Here is a 20,649-nt window from a genome sequence, read left to right as displayed (position 1 = left end):
CCGCCACTCAGCGAAAGTTTGCCCATGCCATCCGCCGTCGACCTCGCCGCCCATCCGCTGACCGCATGGCAAGGGCCGCTCGGCCTGCCCGATTTCACGCGCATCGGCGATGGCGATTTTTCTCCGGTCTTCGACGCGGCCCTGAAGGCGCATGAAGCCGAGATCGAGGCGATTGCCGGCAACACCGGGACGCCGACCATCGAAAACACGCTTGCCGCGCTCGAGCTTGCCGGCGAGGCTCTCGACCATGTCTCGTCGATCTTCTGGTGCCGCGCCGGCGCCCACACCAACGAGGCGATCCAGGCGCTGGAGCGCGACATCTCGCCGAAGATGTCGCGGCACTTCTCGGCAATCTCGATGAACGGACGCCTATTCGCCCGCATCGACCACCTCTATCAGCGCCGCGATGCTTTGAAGCTCGATGCCGAAACGCTGCGGGTCTTGGAAAAGACCTGGAAAAACTTCGTTCGCTCCGGCGCCATGCTCGACGCCGAAGGCAAGAAGCGGCTGGCCTCGATCAACGAGGAATTGTCGTCGCTCGGCACCAATTTCGGCCAGAACGTGCTTGCCGACGAGCGCGACTGGGCGTTGTTCCTCGACGAGGCCGATCTTGCCGGCCTGCCGGAATTCCTGAAAAGCTCGATGGCGGAAGCCGCCGAGATGCGCGGCCAGAAGGGCCGCTACGCCGTCACTCTGTCGCGGTCGATCTACGAGCCGTTCTCGACCTTCTCAGAACGCCGCGACCTGCGCGAGACGGCGTTCCGCGCCTTCATCATGCGTGGTCAGAATGGCGGCGCCACCGACAATACGGACGTGGTGCGCGACATGCTGCGCCTGCGCGCCGAGAAGGCGAAGCTGCTCGGCTATGCTTCCTACGCCGCATTGAAGCTCGACGATACCATGGCCAAGACGCCGGAGGCGGTGCACGCGCTGCTCGATCCGGTCTGGGAAAAGGCGGTGGAGAAGGCCGCAAGCGACCAGGCCGAATTGCAGCGGCTGGCGGCCGAGGCCGGCAGCAACGAGAAATTCGCCGCCTGGGACTGGCGCTTCTATTCGGAGAAGCTGCGCGCAGAGAAATTCGCCTTCGACGAGGCCGAGCTGAAGCCGTACCTGCAGCTAGACCGCATCATCGACGCCTGTTTCGACGTGGCAACACGATTGTTCGGCATTTCTTTCGAAGAAAAGAAGGGCATTGCCACCTGGCATCCGGACGCACGTGTTTTCGTGGTGAAGAATGCCGACGGCAGCGAGCGCGGCCTGTTCCTCGCCGACTATTTCGCGCGGCCTTCGAAGCGCTCCGGCGCCTGGATGAGCGCGCTGAAATCCGGTTACAGGCTTGGCCCTGGCTCGAAGCCGGTCATCTACAACATCATGAACTTCGCCAAGCCGCCGGCCGGCGAGGCCGCCTTGCTGTCGGTCGATGAAGCCAAGACGCTGTTCCACGAATTCGGTCATGCTCTGCACGGCATGCTGACCGACGTCACTTGGCCGTCGGTCGCTGGCACCTCGGTCAGCCGCGATTTCGTCGAACTGCCTTCGCAGCTTTACGAGCACTGGCTGACGGTACCGGCGGTGCTGGAAAAACATGCGCTGCATGTCAAGACCGGCAAGCCGATGCCAAAGGCGCTGGTCGACAAGATGCTGGCGGCGCGCACCTTCGGCGCGGGCTTCGCCACGGTCGAGTTCACTGCCTCGGCGTTGGTCGACATGGCTTACCACGCCCGGCCGGATGCACCGGACCAGCCGCTTCGTTTCGAAGCCGAAACGCTGGAACGGCTTAACATGCCCGATACCATCGCCATGCGTCACCGCACCCCGCATTTCGGCCACATCTTTGCCGGCGACGGCTATTCGGCCGGCTATTATTCCTACATGTGGTCGGAAGTGCTCGATGCCGACGCCTTCGCCGCCTTCGAGGAGACGGGCGATCCGTTCAATCCGGCACTGGCCGAGCGGCTGCGCAAGAACATCTACGCCGCTGGCGGCTCGAAGGATCCCGAAGAACTCTACACCGCCTTCCGCGGCAAGATGCCTTCACCGGAAGCAATGATGGCCAAGCGCGGACTGGTGTGATGCGTGCCCGCTCTTGTCACGGTTCTCTTCTATCCTGATTGATGTCGGCCGTCATGGCGTCGGGTTGCGCGCCGCCTGATCCGGTTCTGTCGGTCCCGGCTCGGCCTCGCTGGCTGCGGCAGTGTCGTTGAGGTGACTGCCCGCTATGCTGATCGGCCGCTGGCGCATCCGGACCGCCTTGTGACGACCGCTACGGAAATAAATCTCTCAGTCGCGAACGTCAGCCCCGCCAACGGAAGGCGGGGCTGGTAAGTTGATTGTCCCGGCAAGCTTTTTTGCCGGGGCGATTGGCCTAGACTAGGCAGGCACAAAGCCAAAATAGGCTTTGTAGGACGCCCCTTCGCCGGAAATCAGGGGCGTTTCCACTTTGAACCCAATCCCGCTGAAGGTGGTATTGTTCGTACGTGCCGCGAGCAACACCATCTGCTTTGCGGAGATGGTCACTGTCGCGCTCCCGATCCTGTCATCGCCCCAATCGAAGAGATCGCTGATGGCGCCGCCGATCGATGGCATCAAGGATCCCAGGGCCGGGCCGGCTATTGCGGCAATGATAGGTCCTGCCACCGGAATGAGGCCCAAAGCCAGCGTACCCGCCGTATGGACGCCCATCACGACCTTCTGCACTTCGTCCTTGTACTTGTTTGGATCGCCGAAATCGTTTTCCATCAGCACCGTACCGATATTGATGCCGTAGGGCTTGCCTCGATAGACCTCCATCAGGTCGGGTCTCGTATCTCCCGCATCGACGTCGCCATAGACCTGGCTGCGCTTGGTGTCGGCCATCTGCGGCGTTGTCACGCTGACGATGACATAGGGCTCGTCCGCACTCGACCCCTGATCCCAGTCGGTCTCGCCGAAGCAATGGAGGCCGGTATAGTGGACGACGACATCTCGAAGGTCGATCGCGCCGGTGTCGGGCCACCAGTATATGCCGCCGTTTTCAAACAGATTGGCACGGCCACCGTCGGCAAATTCGGTCTCGTCGGTGGTTGGGTACCCCAGATATGACTGTTCCCAGCCCAGGCTTTCCCACTTCTTGCGGATGTCACCGTACACCACGTTGGCTCCGGTGTTCGGTGTCCAGTAGATCGAGCCGGCATTGGCAAAATGGTTGTAGCGCCCGACGCCGTCGGGAGTTCCGGTTTCGTCGGTGACCGGATAGCCGAGAACCGAGCGCTCCCAGCCCATTGCTGCCCATTTGCTGCGAATTGCCCCCCAAATCGCTTGAGCACCGGTATTCGGTGTCCAGTAGATCGAAGCGGTATTGTTGTTGAAGTGATTGTATCGCCCGACGCCGTCGGGAGTTCCGGTTTCGTCGGTGTAGGGAATGCCCCACGCGAGACCGCCAAGCGCAATCCATTTCCTGTAGATGTCGCCGTGGATCTCAAAGGCGTCGTGCATGGCATCGTTGTAACAAATGCATGAGCCGTTCTTGAGATACCAGGCTTTTCCAGTCTCCTTCCTCTCGATCTCGGCGAAGCCGGCGCCTCCAAGGGAGTTGTACTTTTGCTGTATGACAGCTTCGGGCGAGAGGAGCGACCAAGGCCCGATCCTGAGCTGGTCGGAAAGTCTTGTGGCTCCAGCGCGGATGGTGCCGGCACGCACTCTCGAAGTTGCTCTGGCAGTATACGGCATGACCTTTTCCTTCCTGTGAGTGTTGGTATCGGGGGCTTCAGGCCTCCGGCGATCGGTTTTGATCGACGGGCCGAGGTTCCCAGACCGCGACTTACGGACGGCTTACAGAGTTCTGAGCTGCGCCAGAGCAATTCCAGGAAAAGTGTGGACGGTTTTCCGTCCGGAACTGCGAAAAAATAAAGAGATAGAGCGGTTCGGCGTTTCCGTGAAACGATGAACCGGTCTAGAGAAACGGGCGCACGAGCGAACGCAGCAAAGGCGAGGGCTCGTCATCGCCGGTCGAAGCGAGCGCGCGTTCATAGCGCCGGTAATCCTCGATGGCGCCGGCGTGGTCGTTTCTGGAGAGGCTCTCCTGGATGAGCGTGCCATGGAGTTTGGCCGATTCCGGGTAGAAATCGAGCGCACGCCGGCACGCTTGGCGTGCCCGATCTGCGTTGCCTCGGCTCTGCCAGTGTTTGGCGATCCGCACGGCAAGCTCCACCAACCCGTCCCGCACCCGGTCGGCCGCGGCGTTCGACCAGGCGGGCGTCGGGCCATTCGAGAAAAGCGGGCCGACAAAGCCTTCCAGCAGCATCTCCTGCTCCTCGATTGCGCTGTCTCTTTGGCCCGACAGAACGGGTTTCAGCCGGTCTTCCCAATCCTGCAGATCGATCCAGACCTTGTCGGCAGCGAGCCGCAAACGGCCTTCTCTCAGCGTTACGAGTTCGCCTTGCCCGAGCAATTTGCGCAGACGATGCAGCGCCTGCTCCAAGGCCGCTTTGGCCTGGTCGCCGTCGAGGTCGGGCCAGAGCCAATCCTGCAGGGTTTCCACCGAACAGACCTGATCCCTCGACAGGCAGATAATGCGCAATATGTCGAGAGCGCGGGTAGGTTTGGCACCGGGCGCGACCTCGGCGCCATCGATCTCGAGGCGGAAGCCTCCCATCAAGTGTATCCTGAGCGGCCAAGGCCACTGGGCGGGGCGACCAGCGGGCGGGACCAGATATCGCGCCCGAACGACGCGGCGGCAGAGATCGACATCGATCTTTCGCTCCAGCGCATCGGCGATCAGCTCGGCTAGCAAGTCCGGCAGGTTGAGCAAGATCGCCGAGGGATTGACCTCGCGCAATGCCGCCATGAATTCAGCCAGACGAGTGCCATAGGACGCGCCGCCGTTCCACTTCTGCTCCAGGGCCCGTGCGGCTAGAATGCTGAGTTCGACACGCTGGCGAGGGCCGCCGCTCAGCCTTTCGGCGATCCCCTGAAGTAGCGCAATCGCCTCCGCCGGACGCCGGTCGGCCAGCAGGACCTGGTATTTGGTGACGTAATGCGGCCAGCGCTCGATCATCGGCTCGTTCGCCCGCTCGATCGCATCCATGAAGACATCGCAGTCGAGATAGGCCTTGGCGAAGTCGCCGTTGCGCGTGTGCATCGCCGCATGGCAGTCGGCGACGACCGCGACCTGGGTGGTGAACCTGCTGTCCGCGATCTCGCCCAGTCGGGAGACCAGCGCATTGAACTCCGAGAACCTGTTGTGAAGCTTCATCAGCAATTGGAGCTGGTAGAGGGCGCTGAACTCGACGCCCCGTAAGGCGTGCTGCTCGCCTATCGCCGTTGCGCGTCGCAACGCATCCTCGGCCGAGGCATAGACAAAACCGCGCCGCGAATAGGGGAAGTAACGGCCGCTGGCCGAGCCAAAGGACACCAGCCACATGCCGAGCACCAGCGGTGGGATATCCGGATGTTCGAGATCGGCGGCAACGCTGTCCACGGCATTGGCAAAAATGTCGCGCTGCCCCGACGAGGTCGCGTAGTCGATGAGCGCTTCGCTTGCCAGCAGGCGCAACTCGACCGAATCCTCGATCGGCAGATGTGTCAGGCGCTGCTGGATATCATTCACGAGGCGCTTCGCGTCATGGGCGTCGAATTCGCCAGGTTCGGCGAAATCGACGGCCCGCAGGATGCCGAGCCTGACCATCATGAGTTCCTCCGGATCCAATTCCGGCAACCCCTTGGCAAGAACCTGTGAGGCTCGGCGCGTCCAATCCGCCAGCCCCTCATGCGTACGCCAGCTGGCGGTCTTGACTACGACCGCCCGCGCGACCGTCAGGCATTGGCCGCGCATGTCGGTGTTCTCGAATGCTTGCCATGCCTTGGAGAAGTGCGGCTCGGCCTTCGCATCGTCCGACGCGAAGGCGACGCCCAGCCAATAATGGACCCACCCGTCCATCTCGTCGGGGGGCAGCCTGTTGCACCATTCGACGAAGCTGGCCCTGCGCCCTTGCGAGAGAACGCCGTTAGCGCACTCCAGAATGAGCTGGCGTGCCAGCGGCCAGGCGCCCGCCTGCAACGCCAGCACGATTGCCGCGTCGGTTTTGCCGGCCTCGTGCAGGACCTTTGCTGCCTGCTCGCGCAGCCTGGAACGGTCCGCTTCCGTCACGCGCCGGTCCAGTAGGCCGGCAAGGTATTCGCGCAACAAGTCATGCAGCTGGAAGGCGGCGCCGCCCGGACCGTCGCGCGTGATCAGCAGCTGGCGATGCTGCAGCCGCACCAGCAGGCGGGCAGCCTGCGGCGAACCCAGGAACGCATCGGCAAGGTCCGTGCTGATCTCCGGCAGAAGGTTGAGCCTGATCAGCAGATCCTGGTCCTCCGGCGCGATGTCGCGCAGGAAATAACGTCCGACAATCTCCCGAAGGCCGGCGCCTCCGGCAAGGCCGGTCTGCGAAAGCGGGTAGTACATTCCAGCATTGGCCAGCAGGAGAAGGCCCACCGCCCAGCCGCGCGCCTCCGAAATGTCGCCGACCTCGGACGGCGATTGCGAGCGGGCGGTGACGAGGTTGCGAGCCTCCGCAGGCGAAAACTCCAGCAGCGTTTGGTTGAGGACCGGCAACTGTCCCGACAGCACGAGGTCGGCGACATCGCCCTCGGGCAGCATCCGCGATGTGCAGATGCAGCGGACGGTATTGGGGCGTTCGCGCAACAGGATCGCCAGCGTCCGGCGAAAGCCTGGTGCATCGGCACGATGCAGATCGTCGAGGACTAGGATCGTGCCCGGATCAAGCCGCGAGAAATAGGTGCGGAAGAACAGCCGCGCGAAATCGTCGGAATTGTCGGCATATTCCGGACCAAAGACCGGCATGCCGGCATGCCTGCCGTCGAGCGACAGCGTCAGATAATGGAAAAGCCGCGCAACGTCCTGGTCCTCGGTGTCGACCCGATACCAGTTGTATGCCGATTCGCTTTGCTCCGGCCCGCCTTGTTCCAGCCCGCCGTGTTCCAGAAAGTCGATCACCGCGGTGGTCTTGCCGTATCCACCAGGCGCAGCCAGCCAGCATGCACCGCTGTCGAGGGCCTGCGAAAGCAGCGCCACTACGCGCGGACGGCTGACAATTCCCACTGGCCGGGGTGCCGAGAGCTTTGCTATCTCGCGCGGCGCGTCCCGGAAGGATTTATCCATTGTGAGGACTCTCGCAGCGCAGTCGCCTCGCGAAAACAGGTAATCGGTTCGCCCGCAACAACAAATCGCCGGCCGGCGTTGTGCTCGCCTGACGTGCCGTGCTCGCCGGCAAGGTCGCGGTTATCCCTTGTGCGACATGATATGCGAAACCCCGACACTCACGTCAGCGGTGTGTCTTGCCATCACTGCGTTCATTCGCATTGCAATCGTCGCATAGCCGTTTCGTTCGTGGTCGGTAACTTCCGAGGGCTTGAAGAGCCACGGAAGGGGTGCAACCTGCGCGTCTTCGAAATTGGCCGGCAGATTCGATGGCACCGCCTTTTTTCCTAGAGGCAGCTCTAGCCCAAGGTCACTAAATTCCTTCTCGAGGCTGGCGTGCAGATGAGAAAGGACGACATAGATCGCCAGCTTTGATCTAGTCCTTTCTGTGTTGTTTAGATTGTACTCTTGAAGAACCTCATCGAACGATGGCGATACGTCACTTTCGGCAGCGGTAGCTCGTGTTGCAACAGCACCGGCCAGGGCAGTCGCTGCCACTCCTGTAAGACCTACAAAATCACGTCTTGTCGTGCCGGTCATGGTGAATTCCCCTCGGTTTTGAAGACGGGCCAAGTCTGGCAAGGAGGAGGCGCAGTGGCAATAGGCCGCATACGCTATTGGTGTAGAGGGCCTTTACGTCGCCGATGTGAATCCACCCGGCGACGACAGTGCCAAGCCGGCAGAGGCTCGCGATGCATTCGGTTGCTTGATCTGAGGACCCATGGAATCCAAGAAAGGTTCCTCAGCATTCACGGGGGGTTCGAAAAATCCGCTGGTGGAGCTGAGGAGGATCGAACTCCTGACCTCGTCATTGCGAACGACGCGCTCTCCCAGCTGAGCTACAGCCCCGTCCAGCGGATTGGGCTTTTATCGGCCGCTGCGGTTTCCTGTCAAGGCTGCCCTTGCTGCCGAAATGCCGTTCGGCCGTTCGTGCGCCTCGCCCACGCGTCGGAACGCGGCTCTTGCCGCTTTCAGCTACAGTGGCTACATGTCGGCAACAATCGGAGACCGGCATGATCGCCCTCATTCAGACCATTGTCATGGCGCTTGACCTTTACTGGTGGATCATCATCGCCTCGGCGATATTTTCCTGGCTCTACGCCTTCAACGTCGTCAACTCCCGCAACCAGTTCGTCGATACCATCAGCAACATGCTCTATCGGCTGACCGAACCGGCGCTGCGGCCGATCCGCCGCTTCATGCCCGATCTCGGCGGCATCGACATCTCGCCGATCATCCTGCTGCTGATCCTGTTCTTCATCCGGCAGTTCCTGCTCACCACCGTGCTTTCGCTGGTCGTCTGAGTGCAGGCGTCCCATGCGCGCGCCGTTCCGGACGCGCGCCGACGGTATCGACCTGTTCGTCCGGCTGACGCCGAAATCAGCGATGGACAGGCTCGAGGGGGCCGAAACGACCGCGGATGGGCGAAGCCATCTGAAGGCTCGCGTTCGCGCCGTGCCGGAAAACGGGGCCGCCAATCGAGCGCTGGAAAGGCTGGTCGCCAAGGCGCTTGGCGTGGCCGCTTCGGCCGTCTCGATCGTCGCCGGCGGCACCGCTCGGCTGAAGACGGTCCGTGTGCTTGGCGATCCCGCGGCGCTGGCGAAACGCATCGATACGCTGGGCACGCCTGCGCCATGATCTCGGCTCGCTCACTAATCCCGTAGAAAAAAGGCCGGGCTGCAAAGCCCGGCCAGATGTGAAGGTCGAAAACCTTCAGAGGGGAACGCGCCGGACGAATGGGAGGAAACATCCGGCGCAGCGTGCATATGGGTCGGCATCGCTGACGTTTCAATGACGGGGAACGACAATAACAGCTTCGTGAAACCGGGCGGTGGATGTCGATGAACGCCTGGGATTGGGGACCTGTTTGACCGTTGTCTGGGCAATTATTCCTAAGCGATGTCGTCGCGAATGCAGGCCTTCAGATGGCCGTCGGCTGTCGCCCTCAGTGGCGGCACGGCCGCGGCGCAAGCCTCCAGCGCGAACGGGCAACGGGTTCGGAAAACACAGCCCGACGGCGGGTTCGCCGGACTGGGAATATCGCCTTTGAGCACCTGCCGGCCGTGCCTTGCCAGCGGATCGAGCGATGGAAGGGCTGACAGCAGCGCACGCGTGTAGGGATGCTGCGGTCGGGCATAAAGCTCGGCCGCCGGCGCAACCTCCATGATGCGCCCGAGATAGAGCACGATGACCGTGTCGCAGATGTACTCGACGACGGCCAGATCGTGCGAAATGAACAGCATGGTCAGGCCGAGCCGGAGCTGCAGGTCGCGCAACAAATTGATGATTTGCGCCTGGATCGAGACGTCGAGTGCCGAGACCGGCTCGTCGGCGACGATGAATTCCGGCTCGAGCGTCAGCGCCCGGGCGATGCCGATGCGCTGGCGCTGGCCGCCCGAGAATTCATGGGCGTAGCGGTCATAGGCGTCGAACGGCAACTCAACCGCGGCAAGCGCCTTCGCGGCCTTCGCCCGCCGCTCGGACCTGTTGCCAATGGCTTGAATGTCCAGGCCTTCGGTGAGGATCTGCCCTATCGTCATGCGCGGCGACAGGCTGGCGAAGGGATCCTGGAAAATATATTGCATCTTGCGACGCTGGCGGCGCAACTGGGCGGCACCCAGCCCGGTGATATCGGTGCCGTCATAGGTGATTTGGCCGGATGTCGGCTCGATCAGACGCAGCACCGAGCGGCCGATCGTGGTCTTGCCGGAGCCGGACTCGCCGACCAGGCCGACCACCTCGCCACGCCTGACATCGAAGGAAATGTCCTCCAGCGCCCTGACCACCGGGGCACGCGAGAATGCTGTCGGCGCAAAATGCTTGGTCAGGTTTTTGACCGAGAGGAAGGGAACGTCGGCCATCAGAGATCCTCCCAACGCAGGCAGCGGCTTTGCTGGGTCGGCGTCGCCGCAAACAGGGGCGGGACTGCGGCGCGGCACGCAGCGATAGCCATCGGGCAGCGCGGCGCGAAGGAACAGCCTTTGGGCAGCAGCGCGAGCGACGGAACATTTCCGGCAATGGTCGGCAGCGGCGTGCCCGCCAGCTTCAGTGCCGTGGCCTGGCCGAGCCGCGGCACCGAGCGCATCAACCCGGCGGTGTAGGGATGACGCGGACGGGTGAACACTTCGCTCACCGGACCTGTTTCGACGATACGCCCGGCATACATCACCGCTACCCGATCGGCGATTTCGGCGACGACGCCGAGATTGTGGGTGACGAACAGGATGCCCATGCCGCGCTGCGCCTGCAGCTCGGCCAAAAGATCGAGAATCTGGGCCTGGATAGTGACGTCCAGCGCGGTCGTCGGCTCGTCGGCGATCAGCAAGCCCGGATCGCAGGACAGGGCCATGGCGATGGTGGCGCGCTGGCGCATCCCGCCCGACAGTTCGTGCGGATACTGCCGCGCCCGCCGCTTCGGATCGGGAATGCCGACCTGTTCCAGCAGCCGCACCGCGTCTGCTTCTGCCTCGCGGTGCGATTTGCCGAGATGGATGCGGATCGGTTCGGCGATCTGCTCGCCGATCGTGTAGACCGGGTTGAGGCTGGTCATCGGCTCCTGGAACACCATGCCGATCTCGTTGCCGCGTATCTTGCGCAGCGACTCGGCATCGAGGTTGGTCAGTTCGGTGAGCGTGCCGTTCTTGCGCCGCAGCGCGATCGACCCCTCGGCGATATGTCCGACCCTTTTCGGCAGCAATCCGATGATCGACAGGCTGGTGACGGACTTGCCCGATCCGGATTCGCCAACGAGCGCCACGGTCTCGCCGGAGCCGATCGTCAGGTCGACATCCCTTACCGCCGCGATGTCGCGCCCCGCAATGCGGAACACCGCGCGCAGGCCGGAAATCGAGAGGATCGGCGTGGCGCTCAGCGGAGCAGCCCCACATCGCGAAGGATCATGTCGATCTTTGCGGTTTCCAGCTCGTTCAGGCTGCGCTGCGGCCGCGCCATGGTGTTCGAGGCGATGATGCCGAGGCTCTTCATCGCCGCCTTGAAGGCGCCGACGCCGGCCGAGCCGGCGCTGGTCCTGCCGAGCGAGATCCAGACGATCTCGAACAGTTTCAACAACCGCTCCTGCTCCAGGCGGGCTTCGGCAAGCTGGCCCGCCTGCGTCAGCTTCCATAGCCTGACATAACCATGCGGGTCGACATTGGCGAGGCCCGGCACGACGCCATGCGCACCCATCGCCAGCACGCTGTCGACCAGGATCTCGGAACCGGTCATGCCGAAAAAACTGGGATCGTCGGCCATGTCCTTGAGCACGTAACGCAGATTGCCGTCATCGCCGCTGGAATCCTTGATACCCGCAATGGCTCCTTCCCTGGCGAGACCGACCGTGGTCTTGCGCTCCAGCTTGACGTGCACGCAGACCGGGATGTCGTAGGCGATGACCGGAATGTCGAGCGCATCTTTGATGTAGCGGAAGTGATCGCCGATCTCGGGCTGGCTGGTGCGGGTATAAAACGGCGCGGTAACGACGATGGCGTCGGCACCGGCCGATCTGGCGATGCGGGCGTGGTTGATGACGCGGTCGGTCGTCGGGTCGATAACACCGGCGAAGATCGGAACCCGGCCGTTATTGACCTTGACCGCGTGCTCGAGGATGGCCCTGCGGCCTGCCTCGTCGTGGAAGACCACCTCGCTGGTCGAGCCCAGCACGAACAACCCGTGGACGCCGCCGTCGAGCAGATTCTCGATGGTGCGCGTGAACGACGGGAAATCGACGCTGAAATCGGCATTGAGCGGGGTGACGACAGGTGGGACGACGCCGGTAAACAGGGGCATTTTGATGAACCTTCGAGGTCAGTTGAGATCGGAGCGGGGATCGAATGCGTCGCGCAGGCCGTCGCCGATGAAGTTGATGGCGAGCACGGTGAGCACCAGTGCGGCGCCTGGGAACATCCATTGCCACGGATAATTTTCAAGCACGACGGTGGAGCGGGCGAGATTGAGCATGTTGCCCCAGCTGGCTTCGGGCGGCGCGATGCCGAGGCCGAGGAAGGACAGGCCGGCCTCGAGCAGGATGGCGTTGGCGATCTGCAAGGTGGCATAGACGACCAGGATATCGATGCAATTGGGCAGGCCGTGCCGGAACAGCAGATGCGGCAGCCCCGCGCCCATGCCGCGGGCGGCAACGACGAAATCGCGCTCGCGCAGTTCGAGCAGCCGGGCGCGCACCATGCGCGACAGAACCGGCCAGGAGAGCAGCGAGATCACCAGTATGGTGGGCGCGATGCCGGTGCCGGCTATCGAAGCCAGCACCAGCAGGAAGATCACCGGCGGCAGCGTCATCGCCAGATCGACCAAGCGCATCACCGTGCCGTCGACGAGGCGCCCGCCAAAGCTGGCGACGGCGCCGACCAGGAAGCCGATGACGGTCGATATGGCGACCGAGCAGACGGCGACCAGCAATGAGATCCGCCCACCTTGCAGCAACCGGGCCATGACGTCGCGCCCGACGCCGTCGCTACCCAGCCAATGAATGGCCGACGGCGCCTTGTTCATCGCCCTGAGGTCGATGGCGTTCGGGCCGAACGGCCACCACAAAGAATAGGTCGAAACCGCCAGCAGGATCGGGATGACGATCAAAAGCCCGGCACGCGCCGCGCGGTTTTCGAAAAAGCGGTCGAACGCGCGGCGGAGCGGCCCCTTGGTGTGCGGTAAGGCTGTCGGGTCGACCGTTGGGTCCGGCGCAGTGATTGCCATCACGCCACCTGAATGCGCGGGTCGACGACGGCATAGACGACGTCGGTCAACAGGTTGACCAGGATGACGCAAACGCCGATCACCAGCGTGGCGCCCATGATCACCGGGTAATCGCGGGTGCCAACGGCATTGACCAGAAGCAGTCCCATGCCCGGCCAATTGAACACGCTTTCCAGGAAGATGGCGCCGCCGATGGCGATGCCGATCGTCGAGCCGATCAGCGTGATGACCGGCAAGAGCGCGTTGCGGGTCGCGTGCTTGATGATAATCCAGAACTCGCGCACGCCCTTGGCACGCGCCGTCCGCACGTAATCCTGGTTGAGCACTTCCAGCAGCGAAGCGCGCATGTAGCGCATGATCAGCGCGGCATGGCCGATGGACAGCAGGCAAGCGGGCAGGATGAGGTGCGCAAGCACGTCGGTCATCGAGAACGACGCACCCGCGGTCTGCATGCCGCCGGACGGCGCCCAGCGCAGCAGCACCGAGAAAAAATAGAGGCCAAGCAGCGCCGTCAGAAAAGCCGGGCTGGAGATACCGATAAACGACAGCACCGACAGCGCGATGTCGGACGGTTCGTTACGGCGCACCGCGCTAAAAATGCCGGCGGAAATGCCGAGCACGATGGCGATCGCCAGGCCCGTGCCCATCAGCAGCGCGGTCGGGCCGATGCGCTCCATGACCAGCGGCAGCACGGCGACGCCGCTGCGCTGGATCGAAAAGCCGAAGTCGCCGCCCAGCGCCGCGCGCAGCCAGGCCAGATATTGCACGGGAAGCGGCCGGTCGAGCCCAAGCCGTTCGCGCAGCCCCTCGAGATCGGAGGCGGACATCGGCACCGACGGGTTGATATAGGCGTCGATCGGATCGCCCGGCGCCAGCCGCAACAGGATGAAGATGAGGACGCTGAGCGCGACCAGCATCAGCAATCCTGTAGCGCTGCGGCGGGCAATGAAGCTCAACATGGGCTATCCGTGGCGGTGGCAGGCGGCGCCAAAGTGGTCCGCCTGCTCGCTTCGTTGCGGGGTTCTTACTGGATATCCCAGCGCTCCGGGTGAGCTGCGTAGGGGCCGCCGCCCGGCGCCGGCGTCCAGACGAAGTCACGCAGCTTGTTGGAGGCCACGCCATAGCGGTTGGCCACCCACAGCGTTGCCCAGGGCAGGTCCTTGTTCATCACCTTGCAGACCTCCTGCCAGGATTGGTCGATCTTGGCCGGATCGGTCTGGCCGAGGGCGGCGTCCAATGCAGCGCTCAGATCGTCGAATTCGATGCGCATGGTGTTGAAGCCTGCCGGCGGGATCTGCGACTTGTTGAGGCCGGGGTTGAGGCTGGCCGGATTGGGGCCGTTCTGCAGGCCGGCATAGACCATCGGAAAGGCGTTCCAGTCCGGCGTGCCTTGTTTGTAGACGATGCCGTTATAGGTCGGCGTATCGACGACGCGCGGCACCACGTTGATGCCGACTTCGGCCAGCATCGACTGGATGGCGGCCATCACGTTGGCCGCTTGCGGCGAGCCGTAATAGGTCAGCAGAGTGATCGGTTTGTCGCCGTTGATCTTGTCCCAGCCCGCCTCGGTCAGCAGCGCCTTGGCCTTGGCCGGATCGTAGGCATATGGTTCGAGACCCTGGGGAACGAGATGCGGCGCGACATAGCCGCAATTGGCCGGCTTGGCGGCACCGCCATAGAGGCTGTCTATGATGGCGTTGCGGTCGATCGCGTACATGATCGCCTGGCGGACACGGATATCCCTGAACAGGTCGACCTTCTGATTCAGGCCGATATAGTTGACCACGTAGGAGGCACCTTCGATCACTTTGAAATTGCTGTCACTTTTGAAGGAGGCCGCATCGTCGGGCTCGACATAGGTGAACTGGATTTCGCCGGCACGGAGCGCGGCGACGGCCGCCGCCGGTGACTCGAAATAGCGGTTGATGAGCACGTCTACCTTCGGCTTGCCGCTGCGATAGTCGTCGTCGGCTGCCAGCTCGACATATTGGTCGCTCACGTAGCGTTTGAACTTGAACGGGCCGGTGCCGACCGGAGAGGTCGACCACCAGGTGCTGGTAGCCAGCGCTTCCGGCGACAGGGTGGCCAGGGCATGCTCCGGCAGGATCATCAGCTGCGAGAGGATCGATAGAAACGATCCGTTCGGTTTCGATAGCTTCACCACTGCGGTGTGGTCATCCGGGGCATCGACCGAGGCGATGTCGGCGAGGCGGGCGGCAAACAGGCTGCCGGAGGCCTTGTTCTTGGCAAGCTCGAGCGTGAACTTGACGTCCTTCGAGGTGAACGGCTTGCCGTCGTGCCAAGTCTCGTTGACCAGGTTGAACGTATAGCTCAGCTGGTCGTCGCTGATCTTGTAGTCCTTGGCGAGGTCGCCTTCGATCTCGGTCAGCCCGGCATTGTAGATGACCAGCGGTTCAAAATAGGTGCTGAGCCAGGTGTAGCCGCCGGTCGCGGCCAGCGGGTTGAAGTTCTTGGGAAAGCCGCCGGGACCGACGTCGAAGCCGCCGGCGATGGTTTTGGCGTTTTGTGCCTGGACGCTGGTCACTGGGGCAATGCTGGCGAGCAGCAGCCCTGCGATAGAGAATGCGGTGGTCCTGATGCGCATGGTTTCCTCCCTTGGCATGTTCAGGGTGTTCGGTTCTTGGCGATAACCTGCTGGATTCCCCGGTAATGGTCGTCGAGCCGCCGACGCGCCTGGTCGACATCCTTGGCGGCGACGGCCTCGACGATCTCGTGATGGTCGCGCCATGTCGCCAGCGGCGTCGGATTATCGAGATTGGCGAAATTCGAGGCCTTGTTGAACGCCATCCAGAAGATGTCGATCAGCGCGCTCAGCATGCGATTGTTCTGGCAGCGGAACAGCAGCTGATGGAATTGCTGGTCCTCTTCGGCGAAGCTCTCATGGCGCTGGGCACGTTGCCGCATGCGCTCGGTCAACTGGCGCAGCGCCTCGATGTCGTCGGCGCTGATCATCTCGATTGTCTTGGCGATGAGGCCGGTTTCCAGCACGCGACGGATTTCGCGCAGCTCTTCGACGTCGCGGAGCGAATCCTGCAAACCGTAGGCCAGGTTGTCCAGCAGCGGCTTGAACGAGAACTCCTTGACGAACACGCCGATGCCGCGTCGCGTCTCCAGGATGCCGATCGATTCCAGCGCCTTGATGGCCTCCCGCACGGAGTTGCGGCCGACGCCGAGCCGCTGCGCCAGGAACGTCTCCGGCGGCAAGGGATCGCCGGCCTTGAGCTGGTTGCTTTCGATATAGGCCCTGAGGCTTTCCTGCACGGTGACGTGAAGGAGCGGCGGCCTGCTCAACGGTTCGATCGACTTCGGTTCCGCCATCCCACTGCTTTCATCATCCGCTGGACTACCCTGCCCGCTGCTTGTCGTATAGCTACTTGTAGGATATCCTGCAAGCCCATAGCAAACATGTTGCTCCCGAATGAAGATAATCCTCGCCGGCTCGAGCCACTGGCACGCCGAAATGCACCTCGACGCCGCACGCTTTTACGGTGCGGAGATCGCCGGTATCTGGGATGAGAATCCTGGCCAAGCGCATGCGTTCGCCGCGCACCACGACCTGCCGTTTATTGAAGATTTCACGGAGATACTCTCCAGCCCGCCGGACGTGATCCTGTTGATGGGGCACCCTTCGACGGTGCCGGCGCGGGTACGTGCGATCATCGGGGCAGGGATACCGCTGATCCTGGAGAAGCCGGCGGCCAGCCATACGAGGGAACTGATGGCGCTGCGCGACCTCGCCCGACAGCACCAGGCCTTTGTCGCTGTGCCCCTGCCCAATCGTTTCGGGCCGGCCGTTGCCGCCTTTGAGCGGCTGCACCGGCAGGGCCGTGCCGGTGTGGTGGCGCATTGCCAGTTCCGGCTGGTCAATGGCCCGCCTGGGCGCTACATCGCCGACGGTGTCGCCTGGGTCGTCGACCCGGCGGTTGGTGGTGGAGGTGCGTTGCGGAATCTCGGCATACACGGCGTGGATGCTGCACTCAGCCTCGCAACCGGCAGGCTTGGCCTGAAGACCGTTTCGATCGCGAACCGCATCCATCCGGGCCCGGTCGAGGATCATGCGCTGCTGGTGCTGGAAGACGAGGCCGGCGCGCTGTTCATCGTCGAGGCTGGCTACACCTTTGCCTCGATGCGCCCCGGTGGCGACTTCGAATGGCGCATCGTCGCTGCCAATGCGACCCTGGTCGACCACGGTGATCGTGCCAACTGCGCCACGCTCGACGATGCGGCAATCGTCGATCTGCCGGTCGAATTGCCGGCAACCCGCTACCGTCTGTGCATGCGCGACACGCTTGACCGGCTGGCCAGAAAGGCGCCTCCGTCGGTGTCCATCGAGGATTATGTTGCGGCGATGTCGCTGATCGACGCCGCTTATGAAAAGGCAGGACCATGATTGGAATAGGAATTATCGGCGCCGGCGATTTCGGCGCAGCCCATGCGCGGGCAATCCGCGAGGTTGGAGGCATTCGCCTCGCCGCCGCCTCTCGTGGAAACGCCGATGCACTGCAGCAATTCACCGCCGAATATGGCGGCAGCGGCTACACCGACTGGCGTCGGCTGCTGGACGACAAGGAGGTCGACGCGGTCCTCATTGCCAGCCCGCATCACCTCCACGCCGAAATGGCCATCGGCGCGGCAGAGGCCGGCAAGCACATCCTGCTCGAAAAGCCGATGGCGCCGACGGCGGCCGCCTGCGATGCGATCAATGCCGCCGTGGCCGAGAGCGGCGTCAAGCTGATGGTCGCCCACCTCATGCATTTCGCCCTGCCCTGCATGGCGGCCAAGCAGGTGCTGGAGGAAGGAGTGCTCGGCCGGCCGCTCATCGGATCGAGCTGGATCATCAAGCTCTGGATGGAGCACAATCGCCGCGACTGGCATCTGCGCAAGGCGAGCGGCGGCGGCATGCTATTGACTGCCGGCATCCACGCGCTCGACCGCCTCGTCTGGCTGATGGATGACGATGTCGTGTCGGTAAGCGGCATGCTCGGCGCCAAGTTCCATGACCAGGAAGCAGACGACACCGCCTTGCTCGGACTGCGCTTCGCCGGCGGCGGCATCGGCCAGGTGCAGAGCGTCGGGTACCGCACCGGCGCTACGACCTACGCCATGGACCTTATCTGCGAGCAGGGAACGCTGCGCATCGACATGGACCGCGGCACGATGCTTGGCCGCGATACGGTCTCGACCGAGCTGCCCGGTTCCTTTGAGCCGAACTGGATGCATAACGCGCTGGTGCGCGAATGGCGCGCGATGCGCGATGCCATTGCCGACGACACGCCGGTGCCGGTCGACGGCGCCTATGGGCGCAAGATGATCGCCATCATCGAGGCCGCCTTTGCCTCGAACGAAACCCTCCGCGAACACGAGATCGCCGGTGGACGCTGATCTTAACGACCACCTGGCCCGCTTGCCCGCACACGCGCCGCGCGGCGTCTGGGGCGCCGTGATGCTGGCCATTGATGATCGCGGAGCGATCGACTGGCAGGCGACGAAAGAGACGATCGCCCGGCTCTGCGCATCGGGTGTCGACGGCGTCTATTCCAATGGCACAGCCTGCGAATTCCATTGCCAGACCGAGCCCGAATTCGACCGGCTTTGTGAGCTGGTTGCCGAAACAGCCGGCCGCGCGCGCCTTCCTTTCCAGATCGGTATCAGCCAGTCCAATCCGCGCGTCGCGCTGGAGCGGCTGACGCGGGTCGCCGCACTTCGCCCGACGGCGGCTCAATTCACCTTGCCCGACTGGTGGCCGCCCAGTGACGACGAGATCATGCGTTTTGTCGGCGGCCTCTGCGAGGCCGCGCCCGAAACGCCGCTGGTGCTCTACAACCCGCCGCACGCTAAGCGCCGCCTGACGCTCGACGGCATCGCCAGGCTGCGTGCGGCCGTGCCATCGCTGGTCGGCGCCAAGCTGCCGGGCGGCGACGCCGGCTGGTATGCCGATATGCGCCACAAACTTGACGGATTCTCGGTCTTCGTTCCCGGCCACACGCTGGCGACAGGGTATGCCGGAGGGGCTCACGGCAGCTATTCCAACATTGCCTGCCTCAACCCGAAGGGCGCGGTGCAGTGGTGGCACATGATCCGCACCGACAGGGTCGCAGCTGCCGAGGTTGAGGCCCGCATACGGGCCTTCCTCGCCGCACATGTTCTACCGTTTCGCACCCGTTACGATGTCGGCGATGCAGCACTCGACAAGGCGATGGCGGCGGCCGGCGGCTGGGCGCCGCTCGGGCCGCGATTGCTCTGGCCCTACAGCTCCGTTCCCGATGAGGAAATCCCGACCTTGGCCAAGGCCGCTCACGCGACTTTCCCGGAATGGCAGTAGCGCCGTCAGCGAGGTGCGTGACGACGGCGGCTCTTCAGCAGCCGGCTCTCGCGCCCTGTGTCGCGCGTGACGCAAACGCCCCCGGCTGAGGGATATCGGCCTCGCGCCGTGCCAGCGAATTGCGCAGCAGTGCGATCGCCTCGCGGCCGGCCGTCGCAATCTCGCGTGGCCTGTCGACGCCGACGATCATGAACTCCTTGATCCCCAAAGCGACGTAGGAAAGCAGCGACAGCGCGACCTGCGCCGGCGGCCCGGCCAGTTCGACCGCCTTCTGGCAGGAAGTGGCCGGTTTGTCTTCCGAACGGATTTGGACGGGAAGCGCGAAACGCAGCTTGCCGGCCCGGCCGTGTTCGGCGGCGGCGCTGCGTACACGCTCCATAGACTGACGGATTTCTGCAAGCGGGCCCGGCGCCAGCTCGAACACGTCCGCATGCCTGCCCGCGACCCTGAGCGCCGTGCCGGACCGTGCGCCCATGCGGATGTTTACGTCGGCGCCATGCGGCCCCTTGCGCGGCACATAGCCGCCTTTGATGCTGTAGAAAGCGCCTTCATGGTCGAACGGTCTGTCGTTCGACCACAACCGCTTCAGCAGCACTAGATATTCGTCGATGCGTTGCCAGACCACCGTATGGCCGGCTGGACGTGCCTCGGCATCGTCGTCGCCGAACGGCTCGCTGAGCATCCTGAGCGACAGCCGGCCACCGCTTCTCGCGTCGAGGGCGGCGAGCTGCCGCGCCGCCACGATTGGTTCGATCACGCCCGCCCAATGCGTGAGCACGACCTCCAGGGAGGAGGTACGGTCCAGCGTCTGGGCGGCAAGGTCCATATTGGTCAGCAGGCCGGCTTGGTCGTCGATGACGATCCTCTGGAATCCGGCATCCTCGATCAGTGACAGTTTCGTCGCGGTCTCGACAAAGTCATAGAAAAAGCTGGCGTCGGCAGCGTGGATCTTACCGGGAACATGCGTGAACTCGATCGGCATTGCCATCTCCTCCATCACGTTGGAATCAGGGCGCGCAGAAGCGCACCGGCATTCAGTTCATCAACTCCGGAATTTCTGCAAACGGCAGGCCGCTATCCCGAGGAAGCCTCGACGATCAAGGCCTCAATAGTCAGGGAATCAGCCCGAGGACCACTGCCCCGGTGAATACAAACGCAAGGGCAAAGACGAGATAGGCGAAAGCGCCGGCGTAGGCCGGCCGCCATACCTGGTCGGAACCCAGCCTTTGACCTCTGCGAGCAGTCTGAGTGTTCTGGCTATAGGACATATCGACCTCCGTCTCGACGCTTAATCTATAAAATCAGTAGACTTTGTCGAGTGCTATTTTCGCGCGATCCTTAGAACAATTTTCTCCAAACGGCGGACAAATTAGTGCTTTTACTGCTTAGCGCGCTGCCTTTTGAGGCAGGCGGGGTG

Annotated in this window: 17 protein-coding genes and 1 tRNA gene; 6 read left to right on the top strand and 12 right to left on the bottom strand. The window is 63.2% G+C overall.

What is annotated here, in order from left to right:
- The first annotated feature begins 18 nt into the window (after nucleotides 1–18).
- Entirely contained in the window at nucleotides 19–2,073 is a 2,055-nt protein-coding gene (locus NKI79_RS19205) for a M3 family metallopeptidase (protein WP_352803623.1), read from the top strand.
- 297 nt (nucleotides 2,074–2,370) lie between these two features.
- Here NKI79_RS19205 and NKI79_RS19200 read toward each other — a convergent pair whose 3' ends face one another.
- The 4 genes from NKI79_RS19200 to NKI79_RS19185 form a co-directional block, all read right to left on the bottom strand.
- Nucleotides 2,371–3,708, bottom strand: a complete 1,338-nt coding sequence (locus NKI79_RS19200; RefSeq protein WP_352803444.1) for an LGFP repeat-containing protein — start codon at nucleotides 3,706–3,708, stop codon at nucleotides 2,371–2,373.
- Nucleotides 3,709–3,931: 223 nt separating this feature from the next.
- Nucleotides 3,932–7,144 (bottom strand): AfsR/SARP family transcriptional regulator, encoded by a 3,213-nt coding sequence (locus NKI79_RS19195; RefSeq protein WP_352509084.1) that lies wholly within the window; start codon nucleotides 7,142–7,144, stop codon nucleotides 3,932–3,934.
- 120 nt (nucleotides 7,145–7,264) lie between these two features.
- Nucleotides 7,265–7,723, bottom strand: a complete 459-nt coding sequence (locus NKI79_RS19190) for a hypothetical protein (RefSeq protein ID WP_352480022.1) — start codon at nucleotides 7,721–7,723, stop codon at nucleotides 7,265–7,267.
- A 233-nt stretch (nucleotides 7,724–7,956) separates the two neighbouring features.
- A tRNA-Ala gene (locus tag NKI79_RS19185) sits at nucleotides 7,957–8,032 on the bottom strand.
- A 164-nt stretch (nucleotides 8,033–8,196) separates the two neighbouring features.
- Between NKI79_RS19185 and NKI79_RS19180 the strand changes: the two genes are divergently transcribed.
- Nucleotides 8,197–8,487 (top strand): YggT family protein, encoded by a 291-nt coding sequence (locus NKI79_RS19180; protein ID WP_023678162.1) that lies wholly within the window; start codon nucleotides 8,197–8,199, stop codon nucleotides 8,485–8,487.
- 13 nt (nucleotides 8,488–8,500) lie between these two features.
- On the top strand, nucleotides 8,501–8,821 hold the full coding sequence (locus tag NKI79_RS19175) for a DUF167 family protein (protein ID WP_352509085.1): 321 nt from the start codon (nucleotides 8,501–8,503) through the stop codon (nucleotides 8,819–8,821).
- 254 nt (nucleotides 8,822–9,075) lie between these two features.
- Here NKI79_RS19175 and NKI79_RS19170 read toward each other — a convergent pair whose 3' ends face one another.
- From NKI79_RS19170 to NKI79_RS19140, 7 genes are all read right to left on the bottom strand, one after another.
- Nucleotides 9,076–10,044, bottom strand: coding sequence for an ABC transporter ATP-binding protein (locus NKI79_RS19170; RefSeq protein ID WP_352803442.1), 969 nt, complete (start codon nucleotides 10,042–10,044; stop codon nucleotides 9,076–9,078).
- Entirely contained in the window at nucleotides 10,044–11,054 is a 1,011-nt protein-coding gene (locus tag NKI79_RS19165) for an ABC transporter ATP-binding protein (RefSeq protein WP_352803621.1), read from the bottom strand. Before NKI79_RS19165 ends, NKI79_RS19170 begins: the two co-directional genes overlap by 1 nt.
- Complete coding sequence (locus NKI79_RS19160; RefSeq protein ID WP_352480019.1) at nucleotides 11,051–11,968, bottom strand: dihydrodipicolinate synthase family protein; 918 nt, start codon at nucleotides 11,966–11,968, stop codon at nucleotides 11,051–11,053. The genes NKI79_RS19165 and NKI79_RS19160 overlap by 4 nt, the downstream gene beginning before the upstream one ends.
- A gap of 18 nt (nucleotides 11,969–11,986) precedes the next feature.
- The gene (locus tag NKI79_RS19155) at nucleotides 11,987–12,889 is read right to left on the bottom strand and encodes an ABC transporter permease (protein ID WP_352480018.1); all 903 of its coding nucleotides are present in this window, start codon (nucleotides 12,887–12,889) and stop codon (nucleotides 11,987–11,989) included.
- Nucleotides 12,889–13,848 (bottom strand): ABC transporter permease, encoded by a 960-nt coding sequence (locus NKI79_RS19150; RefSeq protein ID WP_352803440.1) that lies wholly within the window; start codon nucleotides 13,846–13,848, stop codon nucleotides 12,889–12,891. The genes NKI79_RS19155 and NKI79_RS19150 overlap by 1 nt, the downstream gene beginning before the upstream one ends.
- A gap of 65 nt (nucleotides 13,849–13,913) precedes the next feature.
- Nucleotides 13,914–15,494 (bottom strand): ABC transporter substrate-binding protein, encoded by a 1,581-nt coding sequence (locus tag NKI79_RS19145; RefSeq protein ID WP_352803439.1) that lies wholly within the window; start codon nucleotides 15,492–15,494, stop codon nucleotides 13,914–13,916.
- A gap of 20 nt (nucleotides 15,495–15,514) precedes the next feature.
- Nucleotides 15,515–16,228: a FadR/GntR family transcriptional regulator gene (locus tag NKI79_RS19140; RefSeq protein ID WP_352803437.1), complete on the bottom strand. Its 714-nt coding sequence runs from the start codon at nucleotides 16,226–16,228 to the stop codon at nucleotides 15,515–15,517.
- A gap of 100 nt (nucleotides 16,229–16,328) precedes the next feature.
- Here NKI79_RS19140 and NKI79_RS19135 point away from each other — a divergent pair, with 100 nt between their 5' ends.
- Genes NKI79_RS19135 through NKI79_RS19125 form a run of 3 tightly spaced genes read left to right on the top strand, consistent with a single transcriptional unit; the run spans nucleotide 16,329 to nucleotide 19,232 of the window.
- A complete protein-coding gene (locus tag NKI79_RS19135; RefSeq protein WP_352480014.1) occupies nucleotides 16,329–17,300 on the top strand; it encodes a Gfo/Idh/MocA family protein in 972 nt (323 codons plus the stop codon).
- Nucleotides 17,297–18,292, top strand: a complete 996-nt coding sequence (locus NKI79_RS19130; RefSeq protein WP_352480013.1) for a Gfo/Idh/MocA family protein — start codon at nucleotides 17,297–17,299, stop codon at nucleotides 18,290–18,292. Before NKI79_RS19135 ends, NKI79_RS19130 begins: the two co-directional genes overlap by 4 nt.
- Complete coding sequence (locus NKI79_RS19125) at nucleotides 18,282–19,232, top strand: dihydrodipicolinate synthase family protein (protein WP_352649417.1); 951 nt, start codon at nucleotides 18,282–18,284, stop codon at nucleotides 19,230–19,232. The genes NKI79_RS19130 and NKI79_RS19125 overlap by 11 nt, the downstream gene beginning before the upstream one ends.
- A gap of 34 nt (nucleotides 19,233–19,266) precedes the next feature.
- Here the strand turns inward: NKI79_RS19125 and NKI79_RS19120 are convergent, their stop codons facing one another.
- Complete coding sequence (locus tag NKI79_RS19120) at nucleotides 19,267–20,214, bottom strand: LLM class flavin-dependent oxidoreductase (protein WP_352803434.1); 948 nt, start codon at nucleotides 20,212–20,214, stop codon at nucleotides 19,267–19,269.
- Nucleotides 20,215–20,649: the final 435 nt, after the last annotated feature.

Source organism: Mesorhizobium sp. M0340, from assembly GCF_040321535.1.
Classification (GTDB): Bacteria; Pseudomonadota; Alphaproteobacteria; order Rhizobiales; family Rhizobiaceae; genus Mesorhizobium.
The sequence above is the reverse complement of the archived record's forward strand: the minus strand, read 5'-3'. Positions and strand labels throughout refer to the sequence as shown.

Coding starts and splice junctions, on each gene's coding strand:
- NKI79_RS19200 (WP_352803444.1), bottom strand. CDS start 3,708: ATGCCGTATACTGCCAGAGCAACTTCGAGAGTGCGTGCCGGCACCATC.
- NKI79_RS19195 (WP_352509084.1), bottom strand. CDS start 7,144: ATGGATAAATCCTTCCGGGACGCGCCGCGCGAGATAGCAAAGCTCTCG.
- NKI79_RS19190 (WP_352480022.1), bottom strand. CDS start 7,723: ATGACCGGCACGACAAGACGTGATTTTGTAGGTCTTACAGGAGTGGCA.
- NKI79_RS19180 (WP_023678162.1), top strand. CDS start 8,197: ATGATCGCCCTCATTCAGACCATTGTCATGGCGCTTGACCTTTACTGG.
- NKI79_RS19175 (WP_352509085.1), top strand. CDS start 8,501: ATGCGCGCGCCGTTCCGGACGCGCGCCGACGGTATCGACCTGTTCGTC.
- NKI79_RS19170 (WP_352803442.1), bottom strand. CDS start 10,044: ATGGCCGACGTTCCCTTCCTCTCGGTCAAAAACCTGACCAAGCATTTT.
- NKI79_RS19160 (WP_352480019.1), bottom strand. CDS start 11,968: ATGCCCCTGTTTACCGGCGTCGTCCCACCTGTCGTCACCCCGCTCAAT.
- NKI79_RS19155 (WP_352480018.1), bottom strand. CDS start 12,889: ATGGCAATCACTGCGCCGGACCCAACGGTCGACCCGACAGCCTTACCG.
- NKI79_RS19150 (WP_352803440.1), bottom strand. CDS start 13,848: ATGTTGAGCTTCATTGCCCGCCGCAGCGCTACAGGATTGCTGATGCTG.
- NKI79_RS19145 (WP_352803439.1), bottom strand. CDS start 15,494: ATGCGCATCAGGACCACCGCATTCTCTATCGCAGGGCTGCTGCTCGCC.
- NKI79_RS19140 (WP_352803437.1), bottom strand. CDS start 16,228: ATGGCGGAACCGAAGTCGATCGAACCGTTGAGCAGGCCGCCGCTCCTT.
- NKI79_RS19135 (WP_352480014.1), top strand. CDS start 16,329: ATGAAGATAATCCTCGCCGGCTCGAGCCACTGGCACGCCGAAATGCAC.
- NKI79_RS19130 (WP_352480013.1), top strand. CDS start 17,297: ATGATTGGAATAGGAATTATCGGCGCCGGCGATTTCGGCGCAGCCCAT.
- NKI79_RS19120 (WP_352803434.1), bottom strand. CDS start 20,214: ATGCCGATCGAGTTCACGCATGTTCCCGGTAAGATCCACGCTGCCGAC.